Annotated in this window: 10 protein-coding genes; 3 read left to right on the forward strand and 7 right to left on the reverse strand. The window is 27.7% G+C overall.

Features of this window, described 5'->3' with window-relative positions; all coding sequences use genetic code 11:
• Window positions 1-23 precede the first annotated feature (23 nt).
• The 4 genes from XO10_RS04895 to XO10_RS04910 all read right to left on the reverse strand — a co-directional run bounded on the left by XO10_RS04895 (window position 24) and on the right by XO10_RS04910 (window position 2518).
• Window positions 24-719, reverse strand: coding sequence for a permease (locus XO10_RS04895; RefSeq protein ID WP_014296451.1), 696 nt, complete (start codon window positions 717-719; stop codon window positions 24-26).
• A complete protein-coding gene (locus XO10_RS04900) occupies window positions 716-1192 on the reverse strand; it encodes a permease (RefSeq protein ID WP_014296450.1) in 477 nt (158 codons plus the stop codon). Before XO10_RS04900 ends, XO10_RS04895 begins: the two co-directional genes overlap by 4 nt.
• 88 nt (window positions 1193-1280) lie before the next feature.
• Window positions 1281-1913, reverse strand: a complete 633-nt coding sequence (locus tag XO10_RS10775) for a Crp/Fnr family transcriptional regulator (RefSeq protein WP_014296449.1) — start codon at window positions 1911-1913, stop codon at window positions 1281-1283.
• Window positions 1914-1936: 23 nt separating this feature from the next.
• The gene (locus tag XO10_RS04910) at window positions 1937-2518 is read right to left on the reverse strand and encodes a hypothetical protein (protein ID WP_014296448.1); all 582 of its coding nucleotides are present in this window, start codon (window positions 2516-2518) and stop codon (window positions 1937-1939) included.
• A gap of 159 nt (window positions 2519-2677) precedes the next feature.
• Here XO10_RS04910 and XO10_RS04915 point away from each other — a divergent pair, with 159 nt between their 5' ends.
• On the forward strand, window positions 2678-4063 hold the full coding sequence (locus XO10_RS04915) for a pyruvate carboxylase subunit B (protein WP_014296447.1): 1386 nt from the start codon (window positions 2678-2680) through the stop codon (window positions 4061-4063).
• Between the two features lie 35 nt (window positions 4064-4098).
• Here the strand turns inward: XO10_RS04915 and XO10_RS04920 are convergent, their stop codons facing one another.
• The 3 genes from XO10_RS04920 to XO10_RS04930 form a co-directional block, all read right to left on the reverse strand.
• On the reverse strand, window positions 4099-6390 hold the full coding sequence (locus XO10_RS04920; protein ID WP_175421196.1) for a hypothetical protein: 2292 nt from the start codon (window positions 6388-6390) through the stop codon (window positions 4099-4101).
• Window positions 6391-6411: 21 nt separating this feature from the next.
• Window positions 6412-8142 (reverse strand): hypothetical protein, encoded by a 1731-nt coding sequence (locus XO10_RS04925; RefSeq protein ID WP_175418235.1) that lies wholly within the window; start codon window positions 8140-8142, stop codon window positions 6412-6414.
• 234 nt (window positions 8143-8376) lie between these two features.
• The gene (locus tag XO10_RS04930; protein ID WP_175421197.1) at window positions 8377-9222 is read right to left on the reverse strand and encodes a GNAT family N-acetyltransferase; all 846 of its coding nucleotides are present in this window, start codon (window positions 9220-9222) and stop codon (window positions 8377-8379) included.
• Between the two features lie 146 nt (window positions 9223-9368).
• On the opposite strand from XO10_RS04930, the gene XO10_RS04935 reads away from it, so the two are divergent.
• Window positions 9369-11093 (forward strand): CehA/McbA family metallohydrolase, encoded by a 1725-nt coding sequence (locus XO10_RS04935; protein WP_175421198.1) that lies wholly within the window; start codon window positions 9369-9371, stop codon window positions 11091-11093.
• A gap of 275 nt (window positions 11094-11368) precedes the next feature.
• Entirely contained in the window at window positions 11369-13624 is a 2256-nt protein-coding gene (locus tag XO10_RS04940) for a xanthine dehydrogenase family protein molybdopterin-binding subunit (protein WP_075780445.1), read from the forward strand.
• The last annotated feature ends 14 nt before the right edge of the window (window positions 13625-13638 follow it).

Genomic DNA, 13638 nt, shown 5'->3' on the forward strand with positions numbered 1-13638 from the left:
GCCTTTTATTTTTATGTTATTAATTAAGCGGATTTACGCATTTTTGCTCTAATTACACAATCATCTATTGTAACTTCGCCTTTTATAACTCCCTCTGCAAATAACTTACAATTTGCATAACCACAAGCACCACAATTCATATTTGGTAAATCATTTAATACTTCTTTTTCATTCCTATATACAATTTCTGTATTTTCAATTTCATTTAATATATCTTCACGTTTTACAAGTTTTTCCATTATATATCCCATAATAAATATTGCAGGAATTGTTAAAGCATATCTTGTTAAAGCGAAAGGCAATCCAAGGAAGCTTGATTCAACCATGAACATAACAACCTTAACTACTGCCCATGAACTAATAATTATAACTAAATTAGCAATACTTGCTCCTTTTAAGAATAAAGCCTGTGCAACTGGAAATGCTGCATATATAGGACCGGCTGAAATTGCACCTGTAAACATTGATAACAACTTTCCTTTAAATCCAGATTCTTCACCGAAATGTCTCATTATAACTTCTGATGGTACCCATACAGTAATCAATGAGGAGATTATAAGAATAGGTGGCATAACCTCAACCATTTCAATTAGAAATCCTTTTGTCATTTCTAACCCTTTAAAGAAAATTTCTGGTTTTACAAAAAATGCAATTCCATACAAAACGATACTTACAAAGATTAATTTATTATTTTTAATTAAATCCAATATCTTCTTCATAATATCACCGCCATTCCTGTAGCAATTAATATAGCAGCAACAAAACTAAGCCATAATCTATGCAATGTAAATTTCTTTCCAAAATATTTAATTTCAATTGGCATAGTAGCGAATCCAACCATAGTTAATGTTGTGATAAATGCTGCAATTGCTGTTAAATTTGCTCCACTTTGGTAGAGAGATTTAGAAAGCGGGAATGCAATAAATGCTGGTATTATAGTTAAAGCACCTATAACTGCACCGTATATTGTGCTTAAAAACTCGTTTGAATTTCCCAATAACTGTTTAATTAATTCCGGTGGCAATATAGCCAATACTAAACCTACTAAAGCCATAACTCCAATAATTTCAATAAAAGTTTTTACCAACAAATTTTTTGATAATACTAAACTTTCCTTTGTTTTATCTTTACTCTTAAAAATAGACCAACCTAAAAATGAAACGGCTATTCCATATAATACAATGGTATTCACTGTATCAACCTCCTACTTCTTTGTTTTTTTTATTCATACCCTATTATAGACAATATAAAAAAATAAAACCGTGATTTTAAACACGGTTTTATTTTAGAGATTTAATATTCAACAACTTGACATGATTTCTATCAATAATTTTAATATAACCTTCATTTTCTAATTCTTTTATCTTTTTTGATACCACTTCACGAACACTGCCGATATCATTTGCTATTTGCTGCTTTGATTTAAAATAAATAATATCAGATTTTTGCTGTTTATGTAATAATAGGAAATATCGAATTAAACGCTCCTTTATTGATTTTATAATTAGAATATCCACAATATTAGAAAGATTTAATAATTTCTTGGAGATTTCATTTAAATACAATATAAGAAAAGTCTCATTTTCTTTAAATAACTTCAAAACACCTTCTTTTGATATTTCAAAGACTTCAGAATCCTTTTCCGCAACAATATATGAAGGATAATTTTCATCAGAAAAAATTAGTCCCTCACCAAAACTTTCATTCTCTTTCAAGTATTTTAAAACCTGTTCATTACCGTCTGGAGCATATTTTACAACTTTCAATTTACCGGATAATATAATACTAATTTGTTCTAATTTTTCATTTGGTGAATGTAAAACGTGATTTTTTTTGATTTTAAGAGTACGACCGTACTTTTTTAATATCTCACTGTTTTCACCAAAAACATTTTGAAAAAATTCACTTCTCACTTTTTTCCTCCTATATAAAAATTTTATGCTTTAGAATCAAGAATTTTTCCCCAGGTTACACCACCTGTATAAACCAGATGTCCATTTGGATCATATGAAGTAAAATAGCGAACATACACCTGAGCCATCTTTCCTTTAAACATAGCTTCCTTAATAATTTCTCGTGCATGTTCTGATTCATGAGATTTTATAAATAAAAAAGAAGCATTTTCACTAACCGGTGTTGGATATTGAAATGAAACAGCTGAATCAGGCGAATCATCCTGAAGATAAACAACAGATTCCGAAGTTTCTGGAAAATTATTTTTTGATATTTTATTATTAATATTCCTATTAACAACATGCTCATTTGAATTGGAAATACCCTTTTTATTTTTTTGAGATTTTATACCCTGCTCATTGATATTTCTGTCTATGCGTTCCAATTCTTTTTCGGCTTCTGAAATATTACCTATTTTTATCATTGAACTGATTTTTCCAAGTTTAAACAACAAAGCATTATCCTTATTGTTTATAGCTTCAATAAGGATTTTTCTTAACTTACTCTCAAGATATTTCTCTTTAAATTCAGTAGGAGAATAATAATTATTAACATTAATACGCATAAAATCACCTACATATTCATTATACACCTTTTTAAATTATTGAAAATTCTATCATTATATTTTTCCATTAGAATAATAATTTTCCTACCAAACTAAATTCTTATATTCTTAACCCTTTTTTAAAAAAATAATGTTTTAATTTATAGTGGAGGTGAAACTATGACAAAATTTGTTGATACCACATTACGTGACGGCCAGCAATCAATAATTGCGACTCGAATGAAAACCTCTGAATTTGAGCCTGTTTTAAAAGATTTTGATACAGTAGGTTTTCATTCAATGGAGGTATGGGGCGGTGCAACATACGACTCATGTATAAGATATCTAAACGAAGATCCATGGGAAAGACTAAAAACAATAAGAAAAAAGTTAAAAAACACGCAAATACAGATGTTATTAAGAGGACAAAATATTGTTGGATATAGAAATTATGCTGATGATGTAGTTGAATTATTTATAAACAAAGTAGCGGATTATGGTATGGACATAATAAGAGTATTTGATGCTTTAAATGATATAAGAAACTTAAAAAAGAGTATAGAAGTTGCTAAAAAGAGGAATATACATGTTCAGGGTGCAATATCTTATACAATAAGTCCTGTTCATAATCTTGAATTTTATTTAAACTATGCAAAAGAATTAATAGATCACGGTGTTGATTCAATAGTTATAAAAGATATGGCTGGATTATTAACTCCTAAAATGGCGTATGATTTAGTAAAAGAATTAAAGAGAAAATACAATGTACCAATAGAATTGCATTCTCATAATACGGCAGGTATGGCTTCTATTGCATATCAAGCAGCAATTGATGCTGGTGTTGATTTAATAGATACAGCATTAAGCCCATTTGCAAATGCAAGTTCTCAACCGGCAGTTGAACCATTTAACTTTGCATTAGGAGAACCGCTTGATTCCGATAAACTTTATGATCTCGCGCATTATTTCTGGAAAGTAAGGGAAAATCATATAGAAGACGATATGCGAATGGTATCAATTGACTCAAGAATATTAAAGGCACAAATTCCAGGCGGAATGTTTTCAAACCTTGTATCCCAATTAAAAGCTCAAAAAATGTTGCATTTATTAGATGAAGTATTAGAAGAAGTTCCAAGAGTGCGAAAAGATCTTGGATATCCACCACTTGTAACTCCTACAAGTCAAATAGTTGGTGTTCAGGCAGTTTTAAATGTTATGTATAAAGAACGATATAAGTCAATTACAAAAGAGGTTAAAAATTACCTAAAAGGAATGTATGGAAGACCACCTGCACCAGTAGATGAAGAACTTTTAAAGAAAGCACTTGGAAACGAAAAACCAATAGACTGCAGACCAGCAGATTTATTAAAACCTGAAATAGAAAAAGCAAGAAATGAAATATGTGTTTTAGCTGAAACAGATGAAGATTTATTGACATATATCCTATTTGGTGAAGTAGGGAAAAAATATCTAAAAGACAAATATGAAAAAGAAATACAGGTTGATTTCGAACTTGTTGAAGAAACAGAAGATTTTGTTGAAGATGAAAGTATATATCCTGTATGATATAATAAACTCCCGGATTTTTCCGGGAGTTTTGTTTAATTTACAGTAATACCTAAAGCTTCTATTTCTTCCTTTGGCATAGGATATATATCTTTTATTCTAATTTTTATAAATTTTCCTGATTTGGTTTTATATAAAATTACATCTCCTATTTCTAGATTATTATAATGGTATTCAGACATATTTTGTATAGCTTTATCATAGTTTATAATAGATTCAAAGTCATAATATGAAGCAATATAAACTTCACTAACATCATTATTATTAGGATATATTTGATAATAGAGATTATTTCGTAAACTAATTCCTGCATAAAATCTCAGTTCTCTGGTGTTATTCATATCAAAATCAATTTCATTTATATCTATTAAATATGGATTATTATATTTTAATTTTTCTTTTAATGTTTGATCAGATATTGAATAAGAATAAATAGTATTTACTTTTAATTCCTTAATATCATTAGTGAAAATACCATTATCTGAAATTTCATAATCTAATTTTATTATTCTATTGATATGCATATTTACATTTAATTCAATTGTGTCTTTTGATAAATCTGTCAATAAACCATTAAATGCATCGTTTAAAGAAAAATAATTTTCATATGAATAAGCATCGATAAATAGATCTTTATGGACTTCTGGAAGTGCAGTTTCGATTTTTCCTATATTTTTTTCTGTTTCCTCAGAAGCGAATTCATGATAAGCTGTTTCATATTCAAATTCGTTATTTGAGATTTTAATATAATTTTTTACAATGGGATATATTGTACCTCCACTATAAGAGTTTGGATAAAAAAAGATTCCTCCGTAATTGGTAACCACAGATGTCTGTGTATCAATATCTATTTCGGGAATTATTTTAACCTTAAATTTTTTATATAAAATAGGTGTATTTTCCCATTGTCTTATTATTGTTTTAAATAAGTATTTTCCTGAATCTAGTTTTGTTACTTTAAAATGTTGATTTTCAAAAGGGTACCACTCGAATTTTCTTACAGACCAGAAATACCATGGATCTTTTGTACCAAATAATTGTCCGTATGTTCCATCTAATTGTTTAAATCTTAAATTATTACTATTATATAATTTTAATGAATAATAATCTTTTGGATAATATATCCATATACCAAATTTATTTACATCTGTATAAGGGCTTTTTTCTTTCTTTAATAATACATATGATTCAAATCTGTTATCTTCTTTGTTTTCCTCAGTTAAATCCATTTCCATTATTAAATATTGAATATCAGGAGGAGTAACCTTATTTAAAGTATAAATATCAAATTTTACCCAATCTCCATTAGCTGAAAAATCAGGCTCTTCATATGAATATTTAAATCCATCGGGTAAAGAAAATTCTATAAATTTATCTATAACATTTATTTTATACAATCCACTTTCTTTATTATCGTATATAGCATTAATATAATAAATAGGCATTTCTTTTGAAGGATTATTATCAACAAAAATTTTTTGAGTTGTTTTTCCAATGAATTTAAGGTTTTTTCCATCACCACTTTTGTAAATTTTATATATAGCATTTTTTGAGAATTCCCAGTACAAAGTGATTATATTTTTTTCTTCGTCATAACGAGCTGTAATATTGGAAATTTTTTCTAAATATGGTTTATCAAATAAAGAATTTATTTCTATTATTAATCCTAATTCAGATTTTTTTATAATAAACGTTATATCTTTTTCTGTTGAAGGTAATATTTCTAAACCAAAGGATCTTTTAATATTTTTAAGTTCTTGACCATTTGTTAATGTAGCATCAACAGTGATATCCCATACTCCAGGATACAACTCTTTTTCAATATGCTCAAAGTTTTCAAGATTCATAACAAAATTATTTATTGGTGAAGAATCTAAAGTTCCTGAAATTTCAATATTTTTTAAGATAAATTCGTCTGCAACGTCATTTTCGAAATTTATACTTAATTTACCCATTGCAAATTTTGTATTAATAACTATTTGATTTTCTCCATATTTTAAGAATATATTTTTTTCTCCATAAAAAATTATTTGTTCATTATCATAAGCTGTAATTTTTAAAGTGTAATTATCAGATTTTAGTTGTAAATTTTCAATTTTTATATCATTACTCAAGAAGTTTCGAGTATATAAAATATTTCCATCTTTAATTATATTAAATTTGATATTTGTTATATTTATATTTTCCTCAAATCCTTTTGTTGAAAGATTTAAATTTGAATTTATATGTACATATAAATTCATTGAGTTTTCTTGCATATTTTTTACACAGGAAGAAAATAATATTATGAATCCCAAAAGAATGGCGAATAGTATTCTTTTTTTCATTTATAATCCCTCCACTCGTTTTTAATATATTTTTATTCCTAAATTTTTTATTTCATCTATAGTCATAGGATAAAAATCTTCAAATTCAATTTTTATATATTTTCCTGAATAAGTTTTATACATTATAACTAATCCTTTTTCAACTGTAATAGAACTATAATTTTCCTTATTCATAGATAATGTAGATTCTGAAAAGTTAGTAATTGAATTTATACCAATGGTTTTAGAACTATAAATTTCCTCGATATCATCACTTGATGGGTTAAATTCAACAGTGTTATATAAAGGAAAATAGTATAAATATAATTCTTCAATCTTATTTTTATCAAAATCAATTAAATTTGGTTCTAGTAAATATTCATTATATTTTAATTTTTCCCTTAAGATATCATTTCTTATCCAAACAGTATTTGCTTTTATTTCTTTTATATCATTTTTAAATATTCCATCATCCGATATTTCATATTTTAGCTTTACTATTCTATTTATATACATAGGAACATGAAATTCAATAGTATTTTTAGAAAGTGTATTGACAATATTTTCTATTGTATAGTTTTGGGTAAAAAATTGATTAGGAGAAATTTCTACAAATAAATCTTTATTTATTGAGGGTAATAAATATTCTAAATTTCCTATAGCACTTTCTGTTTCTGGAGATGCAAAATCATAATATTCTATATTGTATTCAATAATATTTTTAGTATTTTGATAATTTGAATATTTAACAGAAGGAATGTTTCCACACCAACATGCTATTGAAGAATTAGGATTATCTTGAATAAATATACCGCCGAAATTTAGATTGACATCTGTAAAGGTGTTAATATTAAGCTCAGGTTCCAAAATAATCTTTATTTTTTTGTTTTTAATTTGACTGTCTTCCCATTGCCTAATTATAGTTTTGAATTTATATTTGTTTTTGTCTAATTGAACAACATTATTAAAATAAAATGGCTTATTTTTTTCTTTCCAAATTGACCAAATCCATCCTGGATCTTTTGTTCCAAATAATTGAGCATAAATTCCATCAGCTCTTTTAATTCTAAAGTTGTTAATATTGGAATTTCTTTCTGCATAATAATTTTCAGGATAATATATCCAGGCATAATATAAAGTTACGTCATCAAAGTTATCATATCCTTTTTTTAAAACAATAGCAGATTCAAATCTCGAATCGTTAGAATTTTTATTGTTTAGATCTAAGGTGAGTATTAAATAATCACTTTTTGGAGTGATCTTATTTAAAGTGTATATTTCGAATTTCAACCAAATTCCTTTATCTGGCGGTAAAGGATTGTCATATGAAATTTTAAAACCTTCAGGTAAAATGTATTTTTTCAATAAAAGCGAAGCATCAAATTTGTATAGTCCACTTTCTTTATTATCGTATATTGCATTTATATAATAATAGACATTTTCTTTAGATGGGGAATGATCTATAAAAAAATTTTTTTTTGTTTTGCCAATAAAAGTAAGATTAGAATCTGTAGAACCTTTATAAATTTTAAAAATTGCATTGTCTGGAAAATCCCATGTAAGAATTAAGGTATTAGAAGTTGAATCATAAGTAGCTGATATATTTTTAATTTTTTTTAAATAAGGATTTGAATGAATGGATGCGAAAATATTAGAAGATTCAGGTTGAGAATTAACTTGAGGAGTAGTTTTTTTATTTTGATTAATACAAGAAGTGAAGAATAAAAGTAATGTTAAAAGAACTAGTAAAAATAGATACTTTTTATAAATCACCAAAATACCCCCTTTTTAAAATGTAGCATATTAATATTGTGAAAAATATCTTATTTTTTGATAACCTTTTTATATTTTATCATTGAAAAAAAATTATTTCAAGATTTGCAAAGTAAAAATATATATAATAATAAATTTTATTTATTTTAACAAAAATATAATGATAATGGTTATATAAAAAAAACCTCTCAGAATATCTGAGAGGTTAATATAATAATTTTTGAATTTTGTTAATTAATGTATTCTTTTTTCCATTTCTACCTGTTTTAAAAATACATTGAAGTTGAATTTTTTTAGTATTTTGTTTAAAGGATCATCTTCTGGAAGAGATACCATAGTTACGTCTTTGAATTTTAAATCAGCGAATCTATTTAAAAGGTCTTTTACAATATCCTCATATTTTGTTTCATCAACCAAAGGTGCAACATCTACAATAAACGCCCCTTTTGATGTCATTCCCCAAACAACATAACCAATTGAAAAGCCTTTTGAAGTGATTTTTTCCATTTGGTATCTATCATAGGAAAGATCTAAAGTTTTAGGCTCTCTTTGCCAATTTGGTTTTCTTCCAATATAATGTAAAGCTTCAACAGCTCTGTCATGAATCCATTTATGATCAACAATGGAATAGCCAAATTTAATCTCATCAGTTTTTTCTAAATAACGTATGAAGCTTTCCAAAATACGTTTTTCCTTAAAACCATGTTTAGCATAAAACTTTTTTGCGCTTGTTTCAGTATCTACAACCTCAAGTGTAACTTTAGAAATGCCTTTCCATTTCATTTTTTCAAGTGTATAGTATAAAAGCTCAGAACCGTAGCCTTTTAATCTGTATTCCTTTAAAAAACCAAAAGCATCGATTCTTCCCCTTGCTCCTCTAATTGAAACCAATGAAAATCCAATGGGTTTTTCGTCCTCAAATACTATATAAGAGTCATCAAGAGAAATTGAATTTTCTCTTATATCAAGTTCGAATGAGGTTAAGGTCCAGTTGACAGGTACTTCATAATCTGCAAAAGTTTTATTTACAAGATCGACAATTATTCCTTTTGAAACTTCACTGGCTTTTTTGAAATCCATAAAGATCCCTCCTTCCCCTACATTATAATTATAGCACAATTTTTTAATCTAAAAAAGTAAAGGTATTTTATTTTAAAAAAGGTATTTAAATTATGATATAATACAATGTTATTAAAACTAACTAATTTAAGGAAAGGGTGAGATAATTGAAAAAACTGTTTTTGTTTATTTTCATTTTAATGATAGTATCTTTGTTTTCTTTTCCACAAAAATATATATTACTTTTTGGTAATCCACATTCGCATACTGCATTTTCTGATGGTGCAGTAAACACTACACCAGCAGATGCATATAAATATGCAAGAGATATTGCCAAACTTGATTTTCATGCTGTTACAGACCATGCTTATTATTTTGAAGCATTATATAATGGTGAAGATAAATTTTTAGTAATGAAAAGAATGGCGGAAGAAAATACGACAAAAAATTTTATTGCACTTGCTGGATTTGAGTGGACTGCTGGTAGTGGGCATATTAATGTATATGGGTCAAAAGAGTGGACAAGTAGAAATATTGATACCACAATAGAAGAATTTTATAAGTGGCTAATAAATGAAAAAGCTTTGGCCCAATTTAATCACCCAATATCGATGTTTGGTACATTTAAAAATTTTGAATATTATCCTGAAGCAGATAATTATTTAAATCTTGTTGAAGTTGGAAATGGAAATTGGTCAAAAAACGATACAATTACACCTGAAATGTTTTCAAATTATATTGTAGCCTTGAAAAAAGGCTGGCATCTTGGCGCTACAATTGGACAGGACAATCATAAAGCAAATTGGGGAACTGCTAATGATTCAAGAACAGGAGTATGGGTATTATCCAGAAGTAAAGACGGTTTATTAAAAGCAATGTGGAATAGGAAAACATATGGAACTGAAGATAAGAATGCAAAAATATGGGTAGAAACAGATAATGCTGAAATGGGAGATATATATTATTATGATAAAATGCCCGGGGAAATATCCTTGAAAATTGAATATGAAGATGAAAATTCTCTTTCAGAATTAAAGGTATATACTCCAGATAAAATTTATGAGTTATCACCTAATGGAAATAAGATTAATGAAGTTGTAAAAATAAAGGTAACCTCACCATATTTCTGGCTTTTTGTATACTTTAAACAGATGGATGGTGATGAAATAGTATCATCGCCAATATGGTACGAACCAGAAAATAGAATTAGAATTTTCAATGTTCCTGATATAAAATTATATAGAAATTCGGAAAATACATTGAATCTTTATTTTTATAATACAGGAAATAATGTAGAAAATTCTCCGGTAAAAATAAAAATTAATGATAATATAGTTTTTGAAAAAGATTTAATTTTGAAACCATATGAAAAATCTTTGATTCCATTGTCTTTTAAAACACCTGATATATCAAATGCAAAAATGGAGATCTATATAAATAATTTATTATGGTACAGCAAGGAGGTAAATTTATTAAATCAAGATACAATTTCTGTAATAAATGTCGAGATAAGTAAGTTAGAAAATTCATATAAAGTAATAAACGAGATTAACGATTCATCAAAAGCAATAATTATAAATGCCAAAAGCATAAATAATGAAGAAATATTAAAAAGATTGTTAGAAATCGCTAAAAAGAAACGAATAGGTATTATTCTTGATGAAAAGAATAAATATGTTCTTTCATTAATTCCATCTCGTTTTACTGTAACTGATGAAAAAATAGAAAATATAAAAGTTAATAATATTTATTATAATGAAGCATGGAGAATTTTATATAAAAATAAAGAAAGAGGTTTTGTATTAAATAAAAATTTTGTGATATTTCCTGGTAATCCATTTTTAAATGATGAAAATCTAACTTTTGTAAAAAAGCTATTGAGAATCCAATAAAGAAAAACAACCCCGTTGTAAGGGGTTGTTTTTCTTTTATAATCGATATTTTAGAAACTTTTATATTATAATATTTTTATCCTGGACAAATCAATATAATAAAAAGAATATTTTTCTATATTCTCGAATAAAACGGATTTAACGACGTTATGTTTATTTAAGTTTAAAAAAGAAACTTTTTCTTTTTAAAACGAGTTATTAAAATAAGCCTAAAATAAGGTAAAATTTAATCTAGAGTTAAAAAATAATTCAATAGTATTTCGGGGGGATAATATATGAAAATAGTTGGAAAGGTTGCGAAAAGAATAGAAGCTCATGAAAAAGCATATGGCGAAGCCAAATATACACCTGATTTATATTTAGATAGAATGATTTATGCAGGTGTTGTTTATTCAAATGTTCCTCATGGTATCTTAAAAAGTATTGATATATCTGAGGCTGAAAACGTTTCCGGGATAATAAAAGTGGCAACATATAAAGATGTACCGGGAACAAACAAATTTGGAGTTTTAATAAAGGATATGTGGTTTTTGGTTCCTGTTGGGGAGAAAATACGTTTTGAACATGATGCTATTGCATTAATTGCAGGTGAGACAAAAGAAGCTGTAGAAGAAGCTATTAAAAAAGTAAAGTTTGAAATTGAAGAATTACAGCCGGTACTTACTATAGAAGAATCCATAAAAGATGAAATAAAAGTACATGATCCTGAATCCAATATAGCATTTCATAAGAAAATAAGACGTGGAGAAATAGATAAAGCATTTGAAAATGCTGATCTTGTAATTGAAAGAGAATTCAGAACAGATTATCAGGAACAGGCATATCTTGAAACACAGGGAGCGGTAGCATATTATGATGGTGAAATAATGAAAATATATGCCTCGATGCAATGTCCTTTCTATGTTCAGGAAGACGTTTCTGAAATACTCGACATTCCATTTAATAAAGTAGATGTAATTCAAATGGAAACTGGCGGCGGTTTTGGTGGAAAAGAAGATGTTCCATCATATATTGCTTCGAAGGCAGCTTTGCTTTCATATTTAACAAAAAGGCCTGTGAAGTTAATATATTCCAGAGAACACGATATAAAAGAAACAAGTAAAAGACATCCATCAAAATCTCATTATAAAGTAGCGTTTAAGAAAGATGGAACTTTACTTGGAGTAAAGGTTGAATCTTATCTTGATATGGGAGCATATTCAACATTATCGCCAATAGTAATGTATCGAACGCTTACACATGCAGCTGGAGCATACAAAGTTCCAAATGTACATGTAGATGTTTATGGTGTATATACAAATAAAGTTCCATGTGGTGCATTTAGAGGATTTGGTTCACCACAGGTATTATTTGCTATAGAAAGAGTAATGGATGAAGCAGCGGAAAAATTAAATATAGATCCGTGGGAAATACGTTATAAAAATGCTCTTGAAGTTGGTGCGGAAACATCAACAGGTCATAAATTAGAATTTTCTGTTGGAGCTAAAAAAACACTGGAAAATATTAAAAAACTATCAAATTATGAAGAGCTAAAAAAGGAAGTTGAAGAATTTAATAAAACAAATAAAATAAAAAAACGTGGGTTGGGATGGTCTCATATTATATACGGGGTTAGTCTTGGTGCTGGCGGGCAACATCTTGATGCATCAAATTCAGAAGTTCATGTATTTCCAGACGGAACAATAAACATAATGTTTGGGGGTACTGAAATTGGTCAGGGTTCTAAAACGGCAATATCAATGATTGTTTCTGAGATATTAGGGCAAAAACTTGAAAAAATAAAAGTATTGCAGACAGATACATTTATTGTTCAGGATAGTGGTCCAACAGTTGCTTCAAGAACAACAATATTTAGTGGTAATGCAGCAAAAGATGCTGCAGAAAAGATTAAAAACAACATACTTGAGTTTTTATCTGATAAATTTGATGTTGAAAAATCTGATATAGAAATTAATCTTGGGTATTATAAAATAAAGGATAAAAACTTTACCTTTGATGAAATTGCTAAAATGGCCAATGATGCCAATGTAAAGCTCAATGAATCGGGCTGGTTTAAGTCACCTAAACTTCATTTTGATATGGAAAATGGAGTTGGCGAGGCATATGTTACTTATACGTATTCTACACAATTATCCCTTGTTGAAGTTGATACATTAACAGGAAAGATTGATGTAAAAAAGATGTGGATTTCCCACGATATAGGAAAAGCAATAAATTATGACGGAGTAATTGGACAGATTCAAGGCGGAGCTGTTCAGGGTATGGGGCATGCTATTATGGAAGAAATAAAGCAAAAAGAAGGAAAAATTATAACAGATAACTTTAATAATTATATAATTCCAACAATAAAGGATATACCTGAAATTGTTGCTGATGTTGTAGAAGAAGAATTTCCATATGGGCCGTTTGGGGCTAAAGGTATAGGAGAGCCTTCATTGATGACAGCACCACCTTCAATAGCAAATGCGGTTGCGCATGCAACAGGTAAAAAAATAACAAAAATTCCAATATCTATGGAAGATATAATATAAAACTCAGGGGGGTA

It is taken from the genome of Marinitoga sp. 1135 (genome assembly GCF_013363245.1).
Taxonomy (GTDB): domain Bacteria; phylum Thermotogota; class Thermotogae; order Petrotogales; family Petrotogaceae; genus Marinitoga; species Marinitoga piezophila.

Excerpts from the sequence above, each read along its gene's own strand:
- XO10_RS04915 (WP_014296447.1), top strand. The coding sequence starts at position 2,678 with ATGACAAAATTTGTTGATACCACATTACGTGACGGCCAGCAATCAATA.
- XO10_RS04930 (WP_175421197.1), bottom strand. The coding sequence starts at position 9,222 with ATGGATTTCAAAAAAGCCAGTGAAGTTTCAAAAGGAATAATTGTCGAT.
- XO10_RS04920 (WP_175421196.1), bottom strand. The coding sequence starts at position 6,390 with ATGAAAAAAAGAATACTATTCGCCATTCTTTTGGGATTCATAATATTA.
- XO10_RS04895 (WP_014296451.1), bottom strand. The coding sequence starts at position 719 with ATGAAGAAGATATTGGATTTAATTAAAAATAATAAATTAATCTTTGTA.
- XO10_RS04940 (WP_075780445.1), top strand. The coding sequence starts at position 11,369 with ATGAAAATAGTTGGAAAGGTTGCGAAAAGAATAGAAGCTCATGAAAAA.
- XO10_RS04910 (WP_014296448.1), bottom strand. The coding sequence starts at position 2,518 with ATGCGTATTAATGTTAATAATTATTATTCTCCTACTGAATTTAAAGAG.